The sequence below is a fragment of the Phreatobacter stygius genome, from assembly GCF_005144885.1.
Classification (GTDB): Bacteria; Pseudomonadota; Alphaproteobacteria; order Rhizobiales; family Phreatobacteraceae; genus Phreatobacter; species Phreatobacter stygius.
On record NZ_CP039690.1, the window covers coordinates 4605234 to 4626305 of the forward strand.

Here is a 21072-nt window from a genome sequence, read left to right on the forward strand (position 1 = left end):
TATCGGTGGTGACGCGAGCCCGTCTCAGCCGGCGAGATCGGCCCGGCTTGCGCGCGGCCTTCCGGCCGGCCGAGGCTTCCCCTCCGGCGGGCGCTTCGGCGTCTCCGGCCTTGCCAGAAGTCCGTCGAACAGGATGCGGATCACGCTGTCGCTGAACGAACTGACGCGATCGGGTTCAGCCATGTCGATGCCGTAGAGCTCTTCGATCAGCGAGCCGAGGCTCAAGGTCAGCGATGCGGCCGAGGTGACGGCATTGGTCACGTCGTGAACCGGCATGTCGCGGATCGCGCCGGCTTCGATGGCCTCCCGGACGGTCTCGTCGAAGACCTGGAAGCCGGACGTGATATAGTTGCGCGCCAGCCATTTCAGGCGCGGGCTGCGGGTCATCCCCTCGTGGATCGCGATGCGGACATAGTCCGGATTGGATGCATTGGCCTCGATCAGGCGCCGTGTCAGAAGCTTCAGCTTCTCGACCGGATCGAGGCCGATGAGGTCGCGCGCGGTGGCCCGGAACATCTGGCCGCGCCGGCGCATCAGCCGGTCGATCGCCGCTTCCCACAATTTGGACTTCGAGCCGAAATGGTAATGCACCATCGACTGGGTCAGGCCCGCCGCCTTGGCGACCGCACCGGTGGTCACCGGATCGTAGCCGTAGCGGGCGAACAGATCGATCGCGGCGTCGAGCAGGCTGTCGCGGGTGCTTTCCGGCGAGGCATTGGTTGCGCGGCGCGGCCGGCCGGGCATGCGCTTGCCGGCCGGAAGATCTGCAAGCCTGGCCGGTTTCGGATTCGGTTTCTTGGGCATGGACGGAATCTAGTCTGGGAACGTCCGGGATGAAACAGAGCTTGCTCCTGCGTCCGCCATCTGTCGATCGGAAATTATTTGATCTATTGATTTTGTTCGGCTCGCTGGTAGCAATGCTCAAAAGAGCCGTTGCACCCAAGGCGCAGCACCGGGCGCGGCGAGCAACAGGACCAAGGGAGGAATCCGATGCCTGATCATCGTGCCGTACCCGCCCGGGCCGATTGCGTGCTGCGCGCGCTCGTCGACCGCCATGCCGCCGAGATGCCGGATAAGCCCTTCGTGGTGCTGCAGGACGGCGGCAGGCTGACCTATGGCGCATTGCGCGACGAGGTCAGGAGTGCCGCGCGCGGCCTGCAGGACCTCGGCGTGAGCCAGGGCGATCCCGTCCTGGTCTGGCTGCCGAACGGCATCGACGGCCTCAGGCTCTGGTTCGCGATCAACTATATCGGCGCGGTCTATGTGCCGATCAACACGGCCTATCGGGGCGGCATCCTGGAACATGTCGTCAGGAATTCCGGCGCGAAACTGATGATCGCCCATGGCGGGCTGGTCGAGCGCCTCGCCGGCACGGACACGGCGGCGCTCGAGACACTGGTGGTGCTGCATGGTTCGCCGGCGCCGGTGGGAGGTCTCGCCGTGCTTCCCGCCGAGCGGCTCGTCGGCGCGGGCGACGTGCTGCCGCTCGAACGGCCGATCGAACCCTGGGACACCCAGAGCATCATCTACACCTCCGGAACCACCGGTCCGTCGAAAGGGGTTCTGTCGTCCTATGCGCATCTTTTCGCCATGGGCAACGCGCTGATCGCCGACGGCGAGGGCGTGCCGTTTCTCGGGCGCGACGACTGCTTCATGGTCAATCTGCCGATGTTCCACGTCGGCGGCACGGCGCCGTCCTACGCCATGCTGGTGAAAGGCGGCGCGATCGCGCTCCTGGAGGCCTTCGACACCGCCTCGTTCTGGACGACGGTCAAAGAGACTGGAACGACCTCGGTCATCCTGCTCGGGGTGATGGCGACATTCCTGGTCAAGCAGCCGGCGATCCCGGGCGAGCGCGAGACGCCGCTCAAACACGTCATCATCATTCCGCTGACCGCCGAGGGCGTGGCTTTCCGCGAGCGCTTCGGCACCGATACCCACACGCTGTTCAACATGAGCGAAGTGTCGTGCCCGTTGATCGCCGAACTGAACCCGGCCGTCGTCGCGACCTGCGGGCGGCCGCGCAAGGGCGTCGAGGTCAGGCTCGTCGACGCCCATGATTGTGCGGTCGCGCCGGGCGAAATCGGCGAACTGATCATCCGCACCGACAGCCCATGGGCGCTCAACCACGGCTATAACGGCGATGCCGCGGCGACCGCGCGGGCCTGGCGCAACGGCTGGTTCCACACCGGCGATGCTTTCCGTATCGACGGCGCGGGCAATTATTTCTTCGTCGACCGGTTCAAGGATTCGATCCGTCGGCGCGGCGAGAACGTCTCGTCTTTCGAGGTCGAGATGGAGGTCTGCTCTCACGCCGCGATCCGCGAGGCGGCGGCCGTCGCCGTCCCCAGCCAATTCGGGGAAGACGATATCCTGGTCGCTGTCTCGCTGGTCGAGGCGCAGAGCTTCGATCCGGCCGAGCTGCTTGCCTTTCTGACCCCGCGCATGGCCCATTTCATGGTGCCACGCTACATCCGGGTGGTCGACGAACTGCCGAAGACGCCAACCCGCAAGGTCGAGAAATATCTGATCCGGCAGCAGGGCGTCACCGAAGACACCTGGGATCGCGAGGCGGCCGGTATCGTCGTCAAGCGCGAGAAGCTGACAAGCTAGCTTGCCTTCGAGCTGGAGCTAAGACCGGTTTGCACGACGACCAAGCGATGCCACAAGACCAGAAGGCGAGCCCCCAGGCCGGTGGAAGCGCAGATCATCTTCGCTCACCGGCGGGTTCTCTCGCCCGTCCGATTGTCCCCCTCGATCAAGGCCTCACCCGCATGTTCAGGAAGTTGTTGATTGCCAACCGGGGCGAGGTTGCGGTTCGGATCGCCCGGGCGGCAAGCGAACTCGGCATCGAGAGCATCGCGGTCTATGCCGCCGAGGACGCGGCTTCGCTGCACCTGCGCCGCGCGGATGCCGCGGTGGCGCTGCCGGGCGCCGGGGCCGCGGCCTATCTGGACATCAAGGCGGTGGTCGCTGCGGCGGTGGCGGCGGGCTGTGACGCCGTGCATCCGGGCTATGGCTTCCTGGCGGAACATGCCGGCTTTGCCAGGGCTTGCGCGGCGGCGGGCCTGACCTTCGTTGGGCCGAGCCCCGAGACGCTGGATCTGTTCGGCGACAAGGGCGCCGCGCGGCGCCTGGCGCGCGAGGCCGGCGTGCCGCTGGCGGCGGGCACGGAGGGCGCGACCAGCCTCGACGAGGCCGAGGCCTTCATGGCGTCGCTCGCCGGCCGGCCGATCATGGTCAAGGCGGTGGCCGGCGGTGGCGGCCGCGGCATGCGGGTGGTCGAAAGGCGCGCCGATCTCGCCGAGGCCTACCGGCGGGCCGGCTCGGAGGCCAAGGCGGCCTTTGGGTCGGACGCGCTTTATGTCGAGGAACTGATCCGGCCGGCGCGCCATGTCGAGATCCAGGTCCTGGGCGATGTGACCGGCCAGGCGATCCACCTGTTCGAGCGCGAATGCAGCCTGCAGCGCCGCCACCAGAAGCTCGTCGAGATCGCGCCGGCGCCGGGGCTCGATCCGGCCCTGCGCGATGCGATCGCGGCAGCCGCCGTGAAGCTCGCCGTGACGGCGCGGACCCACACCCTGTGCACTTTCGAATTCCTGGTGGAAGCGGCGGCGGGGCAGGCGGGCCGTTTCGTGTTCATGGAGGCCAATCCGCGGCTGCAGGTCGAGCACACGGTCACCGAGGAGGTGATGGGCATCGATCTGGTGCAGACCCAGCTGCGGCTGGCCGCCGGCCGCTCCCTCGCCGAGCTCGGGCTGAGCCAGGACGCGGTCGGCCGGCCGCGCGGCATGGCGGTCGAGCTTCGGATCAATATGGAGCGGATCGGACCGGACGGATCGGCGGCGCCGACCGGCGGCACGCTCAGGGCCTTCGATCCGCCTGGTGGTTCCGGGATCCGGGTGGAGAGCTTCGGTTATGCCGGCTACCGGACAACGACCAGCTTCGACCCGCTGCTCGCCAAGGTGATCGCCTTTGCGCCATCGGGACGGCTGGAGGATGCGCTGGGCCGCGCCTATCGGGCGCTCAGCGAATTCCGCATCGAGGGTGTCGGCACCAACCAGGGCTTCTTGCAGAGCCTGATCATGCGGCCGGAGGTGATCGCCGGCGCGTTCGATACCGGCTTCGTCGAGCGGCATTCGGCCGACCTGGTTTCCGCGGCGGGGCGGCACCCCAGGCTTTATGCGCCGGCCGGCGAGACGGTCGGAGCGACGGGGGCAAGCGAGACGCTGCTGGTCGCACCGGCGGGCGCGGTTGCGGTGGTGTCGCCCATGGGCGGTCGAGTGGTGAGCTTCGAGGTTGCCGAAGGTGATGCCGTCAGGGCCGGTCAGCCGGTGGTGATCATCGAGGCCATGAAGATGGAACATGTGGTCACCGCGAGCGAAACCGGTTTCATCCGGCTCCTCGCCGGCGCCGCCGGCGACAATGTCGTCGCCGACCAGCCGCTGATCTTCATCGAACCGGGCGATGTCGACCTCGCCGACGATGACGGCAGCGAGGCGCATCGCGCCGATCATGTCCGCGCCGATCTCGCCGAGGTTCGGGCCCGGAACGAGGCGCTGCTCGACCACATGCGGCCAGCCGCCGTCGCCAGGCGCCGCAAGACCGGCCAGCGCACGGCGCGGGAGAACATCGCCGACCTCTGCGACGCCGGGTCCTTCGTCGAATATGGCGGCCTGGCCCTGGCGGCGCAGCGCCGGCGCCGGCCACTCGACGAGCTCATGGAGATGAGCCCGGCGGACGGGCTCGTCACCGGCATTGGCGCCGTCAACGGCGCGCTGTTCGGCGAGGCCGCACGCTGCATGGCGATGTCCTACGACTACACGGTGTTCGCCGGCACCCAGGGCTTCATGAACCACAAGAAGATGGACCGGATGTTCCGGCTCGCCGGTGAATGGCGGCTGCCCCTGGTGATCTTCGCCGAGGGTGGCGGCGGGCGTCCCGGCGAGACCGATTACATGGGCGTCGCCGGCCTTGACGTTCCGACCTTCCGGATGCTCGCCCGGCTGAGCGGCCAGGCCCCGACGGTGGCCATCGTCTCCGGCCGCTGCTTTGCCGGCAACGCTGCCATCGCCGGTTGCTGCGACGTGATCATCGCGACCGAAAACGCCAATCTCGGCATGGGTGGCCCGGCCATGATCGAGGGCGGCGGGCTCGGGGTCTTCAAGCCCGAGGAGGTTGGGCCGATGAGTGTCCAGGCGCCGAACGGCGTCGTCGACATCCTGGTCAGGGACGAGGCCGCGGCGGTCGCCGCCGCCAGGCAATATCTGTCCTATTTCCAGGGGCCGGTTGCCGACTGGACCTGTCCGGACCAGGACCTGCTGCGCCGTGCCATCCCGGAAAACCGGCTGCGCGCCTATGACATCCGGGCCGTCATCGATCGTCTCGCCGACACGGGATCGGTGCTGGAACTGCGCCCTGCCCATGGCATCGGCATGATCACCGCGCTGATCCGTGTCGAAGGCCGGCCGCTCGGCCTGATCGCCAACAACCCCAAACATCTGGGTGGTGCGATCGATGCCGAGGGCGCCGAAAAGGCGGCGCGTTTCATCGAGCTCTGCGAAGGTTATGGGCTGCCGATCTTGTCGCTCTGCGACACGCCCGGCTTCATGGTCGGGCCGGAGGCGGAGACCACCGCGCTGGTGCGCCGGGTCGCCCGCCTGTTCCTGTCGGGCGCCAATGCGACGGTGCCGATGCTGACCATCGTGCTGCGCAAGGGCTACGGGCTCGGCGCCCAGGGCATGGCCGCCGGCAGTTTCCAGGCGCCGCTGTTCATCGTCGCCTGGCCAACCGGCGAGTTCGGCGGCATGGGGCTGGAGGGCGCGGTCAAGCTCGGCTATCGCAACGAGCTCGCGGCGATCGCCGATCCGGTCGAGCAGAAGGCCGTCTATGACCGGCACGTCGCCGAACTCTACGAGCGCGGCAAGGCCGTCAACATGGCCTCTTTCCTCGAGATCGACGGGGTGATCGACCCGGCGGAATCGCGCCACTGGATCATGCGGGCGCTAAAATCGCTTCCGCGAGCTCCGGAGCAGACGGGCAAGCGGCGGCCGTTCATCGCGCCGCGCTAGATGCGCTTTCCGCCCGGATCGCGCCCTTCGGCGCAAAGGCTGATGGGGTCGGCAGACGTCCTCATGCGGGCGGTGCGTGACGGCGCCGGTGCCGTCGCGATGCAGGGCCGTCCCGGTCACATCGTGTCCCTTGCGGCGGACCTGAGCGCGCCGGGACCAGGGGTGCGCTCGGCGGCAGAGCCACGCTCTCTTGATGCGGGTGAGGGTCGCGGAGCGGCCCATTCTGTCGTAGAAACGCCTGCAGATCGCAAATTGGCCCGGGATTTAGCGTCCTGAAGTTCTAAAAATGAAGAAAAATCAAATAGATAAATTCGCCATTGCGCCGATGATGGACTGGACGGACCGGCATTGCCGGTTCTTCCATCGCCTTATGACGCGGCGTGCCAGGCTCTATACCGAGATGGTCACCGCCGGTGCGGTGATCCATGGCGACCGCCAGCGCCTGCTTGGCCGGTCGGCCGAGGAACATCCGGTTGCGCTGCAGCTCGGCGGCGCCGATCCGGCGGCCCTCGCGGAAGCCGCGCGGATCGGCGAGGGCTTCGGTTATGACGAGATCAACCTGAATGTCGGCTGCCCGTCCGATCGCGTCCAGGGCGGTCAGTTCGGTGCCTGCCTGATGGCGACACCGGCGCTTGTGGCCGATTGCGTGGCGGCCATGAAGGCCGTCGTCAGCGTGCCGGTGACGGTGAAATGCCGGATCGGCATTGACGACCAGGATCCCGAAGAGAGCCTCGACAGGCTCGCCGACGCGGTCGTGGCGGCCGGCGTCGATGCGTTGACCGTTCATGCCCGCAAGGCCTGGCTGAAGGGCCTTTCGCCGCGCGAGAACCGCGAGATACCACCGCTCGACTATGACAGGGTGTTCCGCCTGAAAGCGCGGCTGCCGGACTTGCCGATCGCCATCAATGGCGGCATTGCGACGCTCGCCGCAGCCAAGGCGCTGCTCGAGCCGCGCGGCGGCGTGCTGCTCGACGGCGTCATGCTTGGCCGGGCCGCTTATCAGGATCCCTATCTGCTGATCGATGTCGACCCTGAGATCTTCGGCGAGCCGGCGCCGGTGGCGAGCCTCGACGAGGCGGTCGAGCAGCTGATCCCCTATGCCGAGGCGGAACTCGGCCGCGGCGTGCGGCTGTCCTCGATCACCCGCCATATTCTCGGTCTCTACCAGGGCGTGCCGGGCGCGCGCGCCTTCCGCCGCCATCTCAGCATCGAGGCGGTCAAACCGGGAGCCGGGACCGCGGTGATCCGGGACGCGCTGGCCCGGGTGACCATGGCGCGCCAGGACGGGCAGGAGCGCGTCGCCGACGCGGCCTGACGTGCCGATCGCGTGACGGTTGGCAGCCGGCGGGTCATGGTGTCTGCTGCCAGCCTGCCGAGACGGAGAGCGCGATGATCAAGGTCCATCACCTCAACAATTCCCGTTCGCAGCGCATTCTCTGGCTGCTGGAGGAGCTCGGCCTCGATTACGCGGTCATTCGTTACGAGCGCGATCCGGCGACGCGCAAGGCGCCGGCCGCGCTCAAGGCCATTCATCCGCTGGGCAAATCACCTGTCATCGACGACGGCGAGATCGTGCTCGCTGAATCGGCCGCGATCGTCGAGTATCTGGTCGGCCGCTATGGCAAGGACGACTGGGCGCCGCCGCGCGACGCCGCGACCTATCCGCGCTATCTCTACTGGATGCATTTCGCTGAAGGGTCGGCGATGACACCGATCCTGTTGCGGCTCTATCTGAAACCGGTCGGCGAGCCGGCGGCGCCCATGCTGGCAGGCGTTGAGGCCGAAATCAGGAAGCTTCTGGACTTCGTCGAGGCCGAGCTCGGCGACAAGCCGTTTTTCCTGGGTGACCATCTGACCGCCGCGGACATCCAGATGAGCTTTCCGCTCGAGGCGATGCGCCTGCGCGGCGATCAGGCCGCGGCCTATCCGAAGATCACCGCCTTCCTGGCGCGCATCCATGCCAGGCCTGGCTATCAGCGCGCGCTGGAGCGCGGCGGCCGTTATGACCTGATCCGATAGGTCGATCGGCGACGTAAACCGCCGCCGGACGCCCTCTCGGGCAGTTCCGCCATGCGTGCTGGGCCCTTGAAGCCGGCGGCCGCCGAGTCCAGTGTCCGCCGCGATCGCAGCCGCGAGCGTTTCGCGCGCGTTTTTTCCAAGGTTCCCATGTTTTTCGGCGTTCCCTACGACCAATTGGCCATTCTGGCCGTTGGCCTTCTCGCGGCCGGTGCAGTCACCGGCATTCTCGCAGGCGTCTTCGGCGTCGGCGGCGGCGCGGTCATCGTGCCGGTGCTCTATGAATTGTTCGGCGTCGTCGGCGTGCCGCTGGAGGTGCGCATGCCGCTCTGCGTCGGCACCTCGCTTGCCATCATCATCCCGACCTCGATCCGTTCGTTCCAGGCTCACAAGGCGCGCGGCGCGGTCGATCTCGACATTCTCAAGGCCTGGGCCGTTCCGGTCATCCTCGGCGTGGTGGCCGGCAGCTTCATCGCGCGTTATGCGCCGCCCGCGGTGTTCAAGGCGGTCTTCGTCTTTGTCGCCGGGCTTTCGGCATTCCGGCTGTTGACCGGCAAGGAGCTGAAATTTGGCAAGGGCATGCCGGGAACCGCCGGCATGGCGGCCTCCGGCGGGGTCATCGGCATCTTGTCGAGCCTGATGGGCATTGGTGGCGGCCAGCTCGGCAATCTCGTGATGATGGCCTATGGCCGCACCATCCATAATGCCATCGCCACCTCCTCCGGGCTCGGCGTGCTGATCTCCATTCCGGGCGCCATCGGCTATATCCTGGCCGGCTGGTCGAAGGCCGCGGCCTATCCGACCGTTGCCGCGATCCAGTTTCCCTTTGCGCTCGGTTATGTCTCGCTGATCGGCTTCCTGCTGTTCATCCCGACCTCGATGTGGACCGCGCCGCTCGGCGCGCGGCTCGCCCATGCCCTGCCGAAACGCCAGCTGGAGGTCGCTTTCGGCCTGTTCCTGCTGATCGTCAGCGGGCGCTTCCTCTGGGATTTCATCGCCCGTTAGGACAATTGAACGCGATCGCGGCGCGTCGCAGGTTGGCGCCTTCGCGACCAAGGAGGCTTTGATGAGCCACGCCCCGCAATCCACCGAGGCCCGTGTCACCGTTCCGCTGCTCCAGCAATGGAAGACCGAGGGCCGCCGCCTGGTCATGACGACGGCCTATGACGCGGCGACCGCGCGGATCGCCGACCCGGTGGTCGACCTGATCCTGGTCGGCGACAGTGTCGGCAATGTCTGTCTCGGCTTCGACAACACCTTGCCGGTCAGCATGGCCATGATGAACCATCATCTGGAGGCGGTGACGCGCACCCGCCCACGCGCACTCATCGTCGCCGACATGCCCTATCTGAGCTTCCATCTCAGCGCCGAGGAGACGCTGCGCAATGCCGGCGGCTTCATGCAGCGCGGCGCGAGCGCCGTGAAGCTCGAGGGCGGCGCGAAGCGTCTCGACATGGTCCGCGCGCTGGTCGACTGCGAGATTCCGGTCATGGGCCATCTTGGCCTGACACCGCAGAGCGTCAACGTGATGGGCGGGTTCAAGGTCCAGGGCCGCGCAGCCGACGACGCGCTTCGCCTGCTCGACGACGCCCATAGCCTGGAAGCGGCGGGCTGCTTCGCGCTTGTGCTCGAAGGCATTCCCACCGAACTTGCGGCGCGCGCCACGGAATCGCTTCGCATTCCAACCATTGGCATCGGCGCCGGCCCGGATTGTTCCGGCCAGGTCTTGGTGTTCCACGACGTGCTCGGGCTGCTTCAGGGCCACAAAGCGAAGTTCGTGCGCAGCTATGTCGACGGCTTCGGCGTCCTGCAGGACGCCTTGTCGCGCTTCGCCGAGGACGTGCGCGGCGGCGCCTTTCCAACGGCGCAGGAGTCCTACCGTCTTCCCGAAGCCCTGCGCGCGGCGGTTGCGGCCTGGACGCCCCGTCCATGATCGCGCATGGCGTCGCCCGGTTCAGGTTCGGCGCACCGCCGTCATGACGTCGAAATCGGCGGCGAACCGCAATTCGCGCAGCGGCCGCGCCAGCCTGATCGCCTCTTCATAGAGCGCGTGGGCCTTGTAGGCCGCCAGTTCCGCCTGGTTGTCGAATTCGCCATAGACGACGACGTCGATATCGTTGCCGAGCTGGTCGGTCTTCTGGTTGCGGGCAACTTCCAGCCGGCGTGCGTGCGGAATCCTGGTGAGGCAGGACAGCCCATCGACGATCCGGTCGATGTCGGCCTTGTCTTTCGCGCTGAACAGAACGATGTGGCGGATCATGGTGGACCACTCGATGAGATGAGACCGGCTGCTCGCTATCACGCCCGCGCCGCGAAGCAAGGCCGATCTTGCCGCGGTAAACGAACAGGCCAGCGGCGCGCCTGATCCGGCCTTTCGGGCTGGGACAGGCGCGCCGGAGATTGGCCGGCTAGGCTTGCCGCGTCTGCCTGTCGATCGCCCAGGCGCCGGCGCCGGCGGCGGCGATATAGAGGAACACGAAGCAATAGAGCACGGCGGCGTCGCCGTTGTTCAGCAGCGGATAGAAGCTGCGCGGCGCGTGGAACCACCAATAGGCCACCGCCATGTCGCCGGCCAGAATGAAGGCCACCGGACGGGTCAGGAAGCCGACCAGCAGCAAGAGGCCGCCGACGATTTCGATCACGCCCTGCCACCAGAACAGCGACAGGAAGGCCGGATAGCCGCTGGCCGGGGCAGCCGGAAAGCCGAGGAGTTTCTGCGTGCCGTGTGCGAGGAAAATCAGTGCAACGACGATCCTCAGCACGCTCAAGAGATGCGGCGCATAACGCTGGGCGCTCGAACCCAAATCCATAGTCAGCTCCTTTGATGCGTACTGCCGCCAAAAGGGCGTGACGCGCACGGCCATATTGCGCAGCACAACGGCTTTGTCTGCGTTCTGACGGGATTTTGATCGGCGCGTTACCGTGCGCTGGCTCAGAGCAGCCGGATGCGGCCTTCGACGGCGGGCGTGATCGAGCCCAGCTTGCGCGCATGGACCATCACGTCGGAGGCAACCAGCTTGCCCTTCAGGTCGGCGTCGCGCACGCGGCTGCCCAGCATGCCGTAGCCATCGCCGCCTCTCAGCATGAAGTCGTTGGTGGCGACCGTATAGATCCGCTCCGGCTCGAGCGGCGCGCCACCAACCGTCATGGCGACCACCCGGTCGCCGGCCGGCCGCGAACGATCGACGATCGCGGTCAAGCCGGAAACCTGCGGGAAGCGGCCGGCGCGATGCTCGACCTGGCTGACGCCGTTTTCGATCGCCGCCTTCAGATCCGCGCCCGAAACCGGCGCGACCACGGTGCGATTGCCGAAGGGCAATTCGGTCAAGACGTCGCGACGGGTCAACTGGTGGCCGGCCGGGTAGACCTTGTTGCCGCGGATGCCGCCGCCATTGATGATCGCGGCATTGGCGCCGGTGGCTTCGCGCATCGCGTCGGCGATCAGGTCGCCGATCGCGGTTTCCTGCGAGCGAACGGTGGTCGTGCGGGTGTCGAGCTCGCCCGTCAGCGTGGCGATCACCACGTCGAGCTCCTGGGCGAGCAGCTTCTCGTATTCCTGCACCCGTGCCCGGGTCTGCGGGTCCGGTGTGACGGTGCGGCTGTCATTGACCCGGAAGGCCGGGGTGAAGGTCACCCGCTTCTCGGGCCCGTCGCCGGTCGTGCCGAGCGTCAGGTCGATGGCGGTGACGTAATAGCCCTCCTCGGAACTCTCGACCATCACGGTGCGGCCGTCATAGGTCACTGCCAGGTCGTGGTCATGACCGGTCAGCAGCACGTCGACCAGCCGCGAGCGGACGATCTGCAGGTCCTCGGCCCGATCGGTATGGGCGCAGCAGACGACGAGATCGGCGCCGGCGCGCCTCAGCCGTGCCGCTTCGCGCTGGACCGTCGCCATGGTCGGGCTGAACTTGATGTCGCCTGACGACGAGACCTCCGCCGTATTGGGCAGCGCTACCCCGAACACGCCGAGCTTGACCACGCCGAGATCGAAGATGCGGCCATCCTCGTGGCCCGGCAGGACCGAGCCGTCGGCAGCCCGCATATTGGCGGCGAAATAGGCGAATTTCGCCTCGCGCCGGCGGGCGGCATAGGCTTCCGGGCCGAAATCGAACTCGTGATTGCCCGGCACGAACACGTCGGGCGGGGCGATATTGACCAGCTCGACCGTATGGGCGCCCTGGTCGAAGCCGGACATCAGCGAGGGCGAGAACATGTCGCCGGCATGGACATAGAGCATGGGCGTGCCGCGGGCCCGCTCCGCCTTGACGATGGCGTTGAGGCGGGCGAAGCCGCCGCGGCCCTGCTCGTCGCCCATCTTGTAGATGTCGTTGACCAGCAGCAGCGTGACGTCAGGCGCGCGCGATTGCGCCTGCGCCGGGCCGGTGCCGGCAAGCCCGGTCATGGCGGCACCGGCGCCGAGCCCGACGGTCAGCGTGTCGCGGCGGGAGATCAGGGTCATCACGGGCTCCTTACATCGCGGATCGGTCGGCGTCGCGACCATGCGCCCGGGCGCTTGTCGCCGACAAGTCCGGCAAGACGGGTAACGGGGTTCTGTTGCTATTCCTTGCCGCGCAGGATCATCCGCCCGCCGCGCACCTCATAGCCGTCGAGGCGATCGAGGAAGGTGTGGCCGAGCAGGCTGGAGTTGAGCGCCTGGGGCCTTGCCACCAGCGCCCGGACCTGGCGCGCGACAATCGGGCCGACCGCCACGGTGTCGAGCGTGGTCGAGGCGGTCATCGCCTGGCCATTGGCGGTCGAGACCGGAATGTTGAACGATAGGCGATCGACCTGGATGCCGGCCCGCCGCGCATCGGCATCGGTCAACACCAGGGAGGAGGCGCCGGTATCGACCAGCATGGGCACGGCGCGCGCGCCGTTGACCGCCACGCGCACGGCGAACGTGCCGCCGGGGCCTTGGGCCACGGTCACTTCGCGCGCGCCGGTGACGCCCTCGGAACCGAGGCCGGGCACGAGATTGCCGATGACCCGCCGGCCGACCGATTCGAACTCGAAGCGATAGGTGTAGATCACCCCGAGAAAGGCGAAGATCGCGAGCCAGGCGATCGCTGCCTGCACGGCGTCGCCGCCACGGCCGCGAAACATGCCCATGACACTGGCCCCCGACAGGGTGGCCAGGATGGTCAGGCCGATCAGCGAGGCATAGTCGCCGGCATCCAGCGTACCGGCCTCGATACCGTTGGAACGGATGGCGACCACCACGACCGCCAGGCAGACCGCGCCGAGCAGGATCCAGAGCAGGGCACGCGAGTTCATGAAAGGCTCGATAGCTGGGAAAGTCTTGCCGGCAGCGTGGCCATCACGCGGCGACGGTCGTCGGCCGACAGTGTCAGCCAGCCGCCGATTTCGGCCAGCGTGCGACCACAGCCCTCGCAGATGCCGGCGGTCGGATGGATCACGCAGATCTTCACACAGGGCGTCTCGATCGAGGATACGCGCATCGCGGGTTCCGGCATAACGCTGGGTCAAGGCTGGTCAGGCAAAGATAAGCCATACCAGCAGAACGGCAATCTCGACACATTGCTGGGTCGCGCCGGCGACGTCGCCGGTATGGCCGCCGATATGGGCGCGGGCAAACCTGACGGCAAGCCCGGCAAGCCCGGCCGCGGCGGCGAGGCCGAGCAGGACACCGGTAAAGCCGGCGGCAGGCCAGGCCAGCAAGCCGGTCGCCAGCGCGGTGAGACAACCGGCCTGCCAGGCGGCCGGCGAGGGCGTGCCGGTGGCAGAGGCCGCGCCGTCGGGCCGGGCGGCGGGCAGGTAATAGGACAGCGCCATGGCAGCCATGCGGGAGACGGCGCCGGCAGCGGCCAGCGCCAGCGCCGTCCGGCCCGCGCCGGCGGCACCGACAAGGCTGGCGATGGCGGTCACCTTCAACAGCAGGCCGATGATCAATGCCGCGGCGCCGAATGTGCCGATGCGGCTGTCCTTCATGATCTCGAGGCGGCGTTCGGGCGTCACGCCGCCGAGGCTGTCGGCGGTATCGGCGAGCCCGTCCTCGTGAAAGGCGCCGGTCATGACGACGCCCGCTCCGACGCAGACAAGGGCGGCGACCATTGGCGGCCAGACCAGGCTGGCCGGCAGCAGCACCAGTCCGGTCATGCCGCCGAGCACCAGGCCGACCAGCGGCACCACGCGCGCCAGTTCGGCGAAATCCGGCAGGCCGTGCGGATCGGCCTCGCCTGACAGCGCCGGCAGCGGCAGGCGTGAGAAGAAGCGCAGGGCCTGGACGGTGTCGCGCCAGAGTTTCGGGTCGGTCATGCGAGAGCCTTTAGGCAAAGATGGGCGCTTTCGCCAGCTTGTCTTCGACACGCAGACCCTGCTACCGCTCCGCCGGTTCGCTGTTGCCTGCCAATCCGGGACCCATGCCATGGCCTTGCCGCCCCACAGCCCGTCGGGCCTTCCCTTCGACGACATCCGGGATCTTCTGACCCGCTTGCCGGAAGCCGATGCCGCGGCGATCGCGGCGGTCCGGGCGCGCGACGCCGAATTGACCAAGCCGGCCGGCTCGCTCGGCCGGCTCGAGGAAATCGTCGAATGGGTGGCGGCCTGGAGCGCCAATCCGAAACCCAGGGTCGACCGGCCGCTGGTGGCGATCTTCGCCACCGCTCATGGCGTGACCAGGCAGGGCGTCTCGGCCTTTCCCGACAGCGTCAATCGCCAGATGCTGGAAAATTTCGCTGCCGGCGGGGCCGCGATCAACCAGCTCTGTGTCGCCAATGATATCGGCCTGAAGGTGTTCGACCTCGCCATCGACGTGCCGACACCCGACATCACCGTCGATGACGCGATGGACGAGCCGGGCTGCGCGGCCACCATCGCCTTCGGCATGGAAGCGATCGCCGGCGGCACCGATCTCCTGTGCCTCGGCGAAATGGGCATTGGCAATACGACGGTGGCGGCTGCCGTCTATCACGCGCTTTATGGCGGCCGGCCGGAGGATTGGATCGGCCCCGGCACCGGCGTCGATGCCGAAGGCCTGAGGCGCAAGGCGGAGGCGGTCGGCCGTGCCGTTCAGCGCAACAAGGACCACCTGTCGGATCCGCTCGAAGTGTTGCGCCGGGTTGGCGGCCGCGAGATCGCGGCGCTGGCCGGCGCCATTCTGGCGGCCCGGCTGCAGCGCATTCCGGTGCTGCTCGACGGCTATGTGGTGACCGCCGCGGCGGCCGTGCTGCACGCGCTCGAGCCGTCCAGCCTCGACCACTGCCTGGCCGCGCACCGGTCGGCCGAGCCGGCTCACGGCCGCGTGCTGGAGCGCATCGCCAAGCGGCCGTTGTTCGATTTCGGCATGCGGCTCGGCGAAGCCTCGGGCGCGGCGCTCGCCTGCGGCATCGTCAAGAATGCCGTTGCCGTGCACAGCGGCATGGCAACCTTCGAGCAGGCGAGCGTCAGCCGGAAGGGTTGAGCCGCGAGCGCAAGGCGCGAGCGGAGGCAGCCGCGCGCCGTGCGCCTCCCGAAGGACTTCCCTGCGCCCTGCGCCTGACGACCTGAAACAGCGTGCACCGATCCCGGAGCATGCCTTAAGGAGAGTGCGGAAACGAAATCGGAGAGGCCAGTTTCATGGACGAATGGCTCAAAGCCGGGCTCGACTACGTCCCGCGCTGGATCGACTATCAGGTGCAGCACTTCGCCCAGCCGGGCTGTGCCATAGCGGTCGCGCACCAAGGCGAGGTGGTGCTGGAGGCGGCCTTCGGCACCGCCGATCTTTCGACCGGCGAGGCGCTGACGCCGCGCCATCGTTTCCGCGTTGCGTCCCACTCAAAGACCTTCACCGCCGCCGGCATCCTAAAGCTGAAGGAGCGTGGTCTTCTGCGCCTCGACGATGGCGTCGGCAACTTTGTGCCCGGCCTGCACCCGGATATCGCATCCGTTACAGTCCAGCAGCTGCTCTCGCATAGCGGCGGACTTGTCCGTGACGGTGCGGATGCCGGCCAGTTCACCAACCACAGGCCCTTCCTTTCGACCGCCGAGCTCAAGGCCGATCTTGTTCTCGCTCCGCCCTACGGCGCCGCCGAACGCTTCAAATATTCCAATCATGGCTATGGGTTGCTCGGTCTCATCATCGAGGCGGTGACCGGCGAGCCTTACACCACCTGGATCATGCGCGAGATCGTCAGGGCCGCCGGTCTGACCGAGACGGCCGCCGATATCGGCCTGATGACCGGCGGGACGCTTGCCCGCGGACATTCCACGCGCCTGCCGCTCGGCCGCCGGCTCGTCATTCCCGGCGACAACCTGACCAACGACGTCGCCTCCGCCACCGGTTTCGTTTCGACCGCCGGCGATCTCGTCCGCTTTTTCTCGCAGCTCTCACCGATGTCGGAAGCCGGCCTCCTGTCGCCGCTCAGCCGGCGCGACATGACGCGCGGCCATTGGCCGGACAGTGAATCGGTGCTGGACCGATCCTACGGGTTGGGCATCATATCCGGCACGCTCAAGGGCTGGGACTGGTTCGGCCATTCCGGCTCCTTTCCCGGAACGCTCAGCCGCACGGCCGTCTTCCCGGCGCAAGGCCTGGCGATATCGGTATTGACCAACGCCATCGACGGGCCGGCCCAGCTCTGGGTCGACGGCATTGCCCAGATCCTGAAGGCGTTCCACGCCGGCGGCGCTCCGCATGAGGAGGTCGCCGATTGGGTGGGACGCTGGTGGATGCTGTGGGGCGCGGTCGACCTCGTGCCGATCGGCGGCAAGGTCTTCGCTTCGCCCACGGCGCTCACTCCGCCTCTGGCCGAGATGAGCGAGATCCAGGTCACCGGCCGCGACGCCGGCAAGGTGATCCGCGCATCAGGCTTCTTCAGCCCGGGCGAGGCGGTGGCGCGCCTGCGCGACGGCCGGGGGGAAGTCTCGGAAATCCGGCTCGGCGGCACGCGCCTCGTCAGCCAATCCGCTTTCGCCGACGAGCTCGTCGCGCGCTACCAGGGCTTCTCGAAGGACCGCGCCTGAGGGCTTGCCCAGGTCGCGCCATGGACGAGGCCGCGATACGCGCCTCGATTGATCATGGTCGGCTGACTTTGGGGCAAACGGGTCGTGGCTATCGACGGCTCGTTTGCACCGAAATCAACCAGTCATAATCACTGCGCCGCGGTACTAGGCCCCACCCGTTTGCGTCAGGTCGAGCGGCAGCGAGCGCATGCGCTTGCCGGTCGCCGCCGACACGGCATTGGCGATGGCCGGCGCCAGAACTGGGACGCCGGGCTCGCCGACACCGGTCGGGCACATGGTCGAGGGCATGATATGCACCTCGACCTTGGGCATTTCGGACATGCGTGTCGGCTCGAAGCCGTCGAAATTCTTCTCCTGGACCTCGCCATCCCGCAGCGTGATGCGGTTGCGCAGCACCGACGAGAGCGCGAACCCGACAGCACCTTCGATCTGCGCGCGCACCACATCCGGATTGACCGCAATGCCGCAATCGACCGCGACGACGATCCGGTCGACCTTCACCGCCGTGCCCGTGACGGTCACCTCGGCGACCATGGCGACATGGGTGCCGAAGCTCTCATGCACGGCGACGCCCCGTCCCTTGCCGGCAGCGAGCGGCTGACCCCAGCCGGCCTTGTCGGCGACGAGCTTCAGGACGGCTGCATCGCGCGGTGCCTTGTCGAGATAGCTCAGCCGATAGGCGAGGGGGTCCTGACCGGCGGCCCTGGCCAGTTCGTCGATCATCACCTCGGTCGCATGGGCCGTGTGGGTATGGCCGACCGAGCGCCACCACAGCACCGGCACGCCCTCGCGGCCATTGCTGACCGTCACGTGCAGGCTGTCGATGGAATAACGCGTGTCGCTGGCGCCTTCCACCGTCGCCCTGTCGACGCCGTTGACCACCAGCATGGATTCCATCGGCGTGCCGATCATGATCGCCTTGCCGACGATGCGGTGGTCCCAGCCGGCGATCCGGCCCTGGCTGTCGAGCCCGGCGCGGACGCGATGATAGACCATGGGCCGGTAATAGCCGCCGGTCATGTCGTCCTCACGGGTCCAGACCAGATGGATCGCCGTGCGATACTGGGTGGCCTTGAGAATATGGGTCATTTCCGAGACGTAGTCGCAGGCAGCCGTCGCGCGCCGGCCGAACGAGCCGCCGGCATAAAGCGTATTGAGATGCACCTGCGTCGACGATACGCCGCAGATCGCGGCAATCGTCGCCTGTTCCAGCGTCTGCATCTGGAACCCGGCCCAGGCCTCGATGACGCCGTCGGCGCGCCGCTCGATGGTGCCGTTCATCGGCTCCATCGGCGCGTGGGCGAGATAGGGGAATTCGAACTCGGCTTCGACGACCTTCACCGCGCCCTTGAGCGCTCTCTCCGCGTCGCCGCGCCGGCCCGCAGTCAGGCCGGGCTGCCTCGCCTGGCGCTTGAACTCGGCCATGATGGTCTCGGATGACCGGGTTTCCGCACCGGCGAAGTCCCAGATGGTCTTCAGGGCCTGACGCCCCTTGATCGCCGACCAGGTGTCGCGCGCCACCACGGCGACGCCGGTCGGGATTTCCACGACATCGACGACACCCTTCACCTTGCGCGTCTCGGTCGCGTCGAACGACTTGATCCGGGCGCCGAATTTCGGCGCGTGCGCGACCACGGCGGTCAACATGCCCGGGCGGCGCATGTCCAGCGAAAACACCGTACGGCCGGTGGTCTTGCCCAGGGTGTCGATGCGGCCGACCGATTTGTCCTTGCCGATGAACACCCAATCCTTCGGCTGCTTCAGCACCGGATCGGCTGGTATCGCCATGGTCGCGGCGCGGGTCGCGAGCTCGCCGAATGTCGCCTGGCGTGTGCCATGGCGGACCACGCCGCGTTCGATCTTGATCTCGCTGACCGCGACGTTCCAGTCGGTGGCCGCCGCCGAGACCAGCATCTGGCGGGCGGCGGCGCCGGCCTTGCGCAACTGCGTCCAGGAATTGGCGATCGCGGTCGAGCCGCCGATGCCCTGCATCGGACCAAAGGCGAAATTGTTGTAGAGCCGGTGATCGGCCGGCGCGAAGGCCGCCCGCATCTGGCTCCAGTCGGCGTCGAGTTCGTCGGCGACGATGGTGGTCAATCCGGTGGCGCAGCCCTGGCCCATGTCGAGATGCTTGACCAGCACGGTCACGGTATTGTCGGCGCCGATCTTGATGAAGGCATTGGGATTGGTCGGAACATTGCTGAACCGGCAGGCCTCGGCCGCTGTCGCTTCGTCCTGGCCGACCAGGGTCGCGACGATCAGCGCACCGGCGGCGCCCGCGAGAAACGACCGGCGGGTGGCGGCGAAGGCGCGGCCAGCGGCGGCAGGTGTCAGGGCGAAGTCGGTTTTCGGGGTCGATTTGGTGTTGGTTGCGGTCATGATCTCAGGCTCCCCGTCATGCCAGCGCCTGGGCGGCATCCTGGATGGCTGCCTTGATGCGCACATAGGTGCCGCAACGGCAGATATTGCCATCCATGGCGAGCTCGATATCGCTCTCGCTCGGTGCCTTGTTCTCGGTCAGAAGCGCGATGGCGCTCATGATCTGGCCGGATTGGCAGTAACCGCATTGCACCACGTCGAGCTTGCGCCAGGACGCCTGGACGACCTCGGCGACCTTGCCTTCGACGCCTTCGATGGTGGTGATCTTGCGGCCTTGCGCGTCGCCCACGGCCAGCGAGCAGGAGCGGGTCGCCTGGCCGTCGACATGCACGGTGCAGGCGCCGCACAACGCCTGGCCGCAGCCGAATTTGGTGCCGGTCAGGTTGGCATGATCGCGGATCGCCCAGAGCAGGGGCATATCCGGATCGGCGTCGATCTGAATGGAGCGGCCGTTGATGTCGAGGGTCAGCATGGGGGCCTCGCCTGAGCGATTGGATGAACTCCAAACTAGCGCGACGATACGGCCGGCAGGAGGCTCAAGGCAATTCCACACGCGATCGTGACCGCCGCCAGGCTAAGATGCAATATCCCGCATCGTCAGGACGTCGTGCCTCCTTCTTCGACCACCCATTTGAGCGCGATGCTCGCGTCGATGACGAAGCGCGTCACCGCTCCTCGCGTCCTTCTCGCAGAAGGATTTCCGAGGGGGTCTGCCGGCGTCGCGCTGTCATCGCCCGCAACTCGGCGGCAAGGTCGTCGAATGAGGAATCCGGCTCAGCCGACAATACCTGGCGCAGGATCTGACGATGTTCCGCCTCTGCCGAGCGGCCATGACGAACGGCACGCCGCTTGAGACGCAGGATCAGGTCGTCGTCGACATTTCGGACATGCAGGTTGCCGGCCATTGGCGCCTCCAGCGATCTCAATGAGATCAAGTATCGGAATGGCCAACCCTCCGAACAAGGGCCGCTGCCGCCAGCACGTCTCGTCAGGCCGTCGCCCGGGCCTCGGTCAGCACGATGCGCACCAGGTCGGCGGCATTCTTGGCGCCGAGCTTCTCCATGATCCGGGCCCGGTGCACCTCGATGGTGCGCGGGCTGATGCCGAGATGGCGGCCGGCCTCCTTGTTGGAGGCGCCGGCTGCGATCTGGCCCAGCACCTCGCGTTCGCGTGGCGTCAGGAGATCGGTGCCCGGGAAGTTCGGCCGCAGCAGCGTCGCCGCCGGAGCCGCGGCGCGTCGCTCGGTGGTGTGGATGGCGTCGCGCACCCGCGAAACGACCGTGTCGGCATCGAACGGCTTCTCGATGAAATCGAGCGCACCATGCTTGATCGCGTCGACCGCCATGGGAATGTCGCCCTGGCCGGAAATGATGAAAATCGGCGCCGGATAGTGGTGGGCGTTCAGTTCCTTCAGGATATCGAGGCCGGAACGGCCGGGCATGTGCACGTCGAGGATCACGCAGGCCGGCGTCTGGCCGCGGGTCGCCGCGATGAAAGTGGCGCCGTCGGCGAAGCCCGAAACCGTAAAGCCCTCGATCGACAGGACGACGCTCAGGGCGTCGCGCACCGCCGGGTCGTCATCGACCACGAAAATATCCCTGTGCGCATGGGTTTCTCTGGGCGCATTTGCCATGGCTCACCGCAT

Annotated in this window: 19 protein-coding genes; 8 read left to right on the forward strand and 11 right to left on the reverse strand. The window is 67.4% G+C overall.

The window, feature by feature from the left end; translation table 11 throughout:
* Positions 1-24: 24 nt before the first annotated feature.
* Positions 25-804: a TetR/AcrR family transcriptional regulator gene (locus tag E8M01_RS21640; protein WP_136962043.1), complete on the reverse strand. Its 780-nt coding sequence runs from the start codon at positions 802-804 to the stop codon at positions 25-27.
* A 186-nt stretch (positions 805-990) separates the two neighbouring features.
* Between E8M01_RS21640 and E8M01_RS21645 the strand changes: the two genes are divergently transcribed.
* The 6 genes from E8M01_RS21645 (at position 991) to panB (ending at position 10020) form a co-directional block, all read left to right on the forward strand.
* Entirely contained in the window at positions 991-2613 is a 1623-nt protein-coding gene (locus tag E8M01_RS21645) for an AMP-binding protein (protein ID WP_136962044.1), read from the forward strand.
* A 161-nt stretch (positions 2614-2774) separates the two neighbouring features.
* Positions 2775-6071 (forward strand): acetyl-CoA carboxylase family protein, encoded by a 3297-nt coding sequence (locus E8M01_RS21650; protein ID WP_136962045.1) that lies wholly within the window; start codon positions 2775-2777, stop codon positions 6069-6071.
* 286 nt (positions 6072-6357) lie between these two features.
* Positions 6358-7386 (forward strand): tRNA dihydrouridine(20/20a) synthase DusA, encoded by a 1029-nt coding sequence (gene dusA, locus E8M01_RS21655; protein ID WP_136962046.1) that lies wholly within the window; start codon positions 6358-6360, stop codon positions 7384-7386.
* Between the two features lie 74 nt (positions 7387-7460).
* Positions 7461-8090: a glutathione S-transferase family protein gene (locus tag E8M01_RS21660; RefSeq protein WP_136962047.1), complete on the forward strand. Its 630-nt coding sequence runs from the start codon at positions 7461-7463 to the stop codon at positions 8088-8090.
* Positions 8091-8237: 147 nt separating this feature from the next.
* Positions 8238-9092 carry a sulfite exporter TauE/SafE family protein gene (locus E8M01_RS21665; protein ID WP_136962048.1) on the forward strand — a complete coding sequence of 285 codons (855 nt, stop codon included), beginning with the start codon at positions 8238-8240 and terminating at the stop codon, positions 9090-9092.
* 61 nt (positions 9093-9153) lie between these two features.
* Positions 9154-10020, forward strand: coding sequence for a 3-methyl-2-oxobutanoate hydroxymethyltransferase (panB, locus tag E8M01_RS21670; protein WP_136962049.1), 867 nt, complete (start codon positions 9154-9156; stop codon positions 10018-10020).
* Between the two features lie 21 nt (positions 10021-10041).
* Here panB and E8M01_RS21675 read toward each other — a convergent pair whose 3' ends face one another.
* The 6 genes from E8M01_RS21675 to cobS all read right to left on the reverse strand — a co-directional run bounded on the left by E8M01_RS21675 (position 10042) and on the right by cobS (position 14363).
* Positions 10042-10347, reverse strand: a complete 306-nt coding sequence (locus E8M01_RS21675; protein ID WP_136962050.1) for a Dabb family protein — start codon at positions 10345-10347, stop codon at positions 10042-10044.
* 148 nt (positions 10348-10495) lie between these two features.
* Positions 10496-10897 carry a DoxX family protein gene (locus E8M01_RS21680; protein WP_136962051.1) on the reverse strand — a complete coding sequence of 134 codons (402 nt, stop codon included), beginning with the start codon at positions 10895-10897 and terminating at the stop codon, positions 10496-10498.
* A 122-nt stretch (positions 10898-11019) separates the two neighbouring features.
* Positions 11020-12546 (reverse strand): bifunctional metallophosphatase/5'-nucleotidase, encoded by a 1527-nt coding sequence (locus E8M01_RS21685; protein WP_136962052.1) that lies wholly within the window; start codon positions 12544-12546, stop codon positions 11020-11022.
* Between the two features lie 98 nt (positions 12547-12644).
* The gene (locus tag E8M01_RS21690) at positions 12645-13361 is read right to left on the reverse strand and encodes a retropepsin-like aspartic protease family protein (protein WP_136962053.1); all 717 of its coding nucleotides are present in this window, start codon (positions 13359-13361) and stop codon (positions 12645-12647) included.
* Entirely contained in the window at positions 13358-13546 is a 189-nt protein-coding gene (locus E8M01_RS21695; protein WP_342778621.1) for a DUF1289 domain-containing protein, read from the reverse strand. The genes E8M01_RS21690 and E8M01_RS21695 overlap by 4 nt, the downstream gene beginning before the upstream one ends.
* A 34-nt stretch (positions 13547-13580) precedes the next feature.
* Positions 13581-14363, reverse strand: a complete 783-nt coding sequence (cobS, locus tag E8M01_RS21700) for an adenosylcobinamide-GDP ribazoletransferase (RefSeq protein ID WP_136962054.1) — start codon at positions 14361-14363, stop codon at positions 13581-13583.
* A gap of 109 nt (positions 14364-14472) precedes the next feature.
* Here cobS and cobT point away from each other — a divergent pair, with 109 nt between their 5' ends.
* Both cobT and E8M01_RS21710 read left to right on the forward strand, forming a co-directional pair.
* Complete coding sequence (gene cobT / locus E8M01_RS21705; protein WP_136962055.1) at positions 14473-15507, forward strand: nicotinate-nucleotide--dimethylbenzimidazole phosphoribosyltransferase; 1035 nt, start codon at positions 14473-14475, stop codon at positions 15505-15507.
* A 155-nt stretch (positions 15508-15662) separates the two neighbouring features.
* Entirely contained in the window at positions 15663-17048 is a 1386-nt protein-coding gene (locus tag E8M01_RS21710) for a serine hydrolase domain-containing protein (RefSeq protein ID WP_136962056.1), read from the forward strand.
* Positions 17049-17192: 144 nt separating this feature from the next.
* On the opposite strand, the gene E8M01_RS21715 is transcribed toward E8M01_RS21710, so the two are convergent.
* The 4 genes from E8M01_RS21715 to E8M01_RS21730 all read right to left on the reverse strand — a co-directional run bounded on the left by E8M01_RS21715 (position 17193) and on the right by E8M01_RS21730 (position 21060).
* A complete protein-coding gene (locus tag E8M01_RS21715; protein WP_136962057.1) occupies positions 17193-19427 on the reverse strand; it encodes a xanthine dehydrogenase family protein molybdopterin-binding subunit in 2235 nt (744 codons plus the stop codon).
* Between the two features lie 16 nt (positions 19428-19443).
* A complete protein-coding gene (locus E8M01_RS21720; protein ID WP_136962058.1) occupies positions 19444-19899 on the reverse strand; it encodes a (2Fe-2S)-binding protein in 456 nt (151 codons plus the stop codon).
* Between the two features lie 193 nt (positions 19900-20092).
* The gene (locus E8M01_RS21725) at positions 20093-20332 is read right to left on the reverse strand and encodes a FitA-like ribbon-helix-helix domain-containing protein (protein ID WP_136962059.1); all 240 of its coding nucleotides are present in this window, start codon (positions 20330-20332) and stop codon (positions 20093-20095) included.
* An 83-nt stretch (positions 20333-20415) separates the two neighbouring features.
* Complete coding sequence (locus E8M01_RS21730) at positions 20416-21060, reverse strand: response regulator transcription factor (protein WP_136962060.1); 645 nt, start codon at positions 21058-21060, stop codon at positions 20416-20418.
* Between the last annotated feature and the right edge of the window lie 12 nt (positions 21061-21072).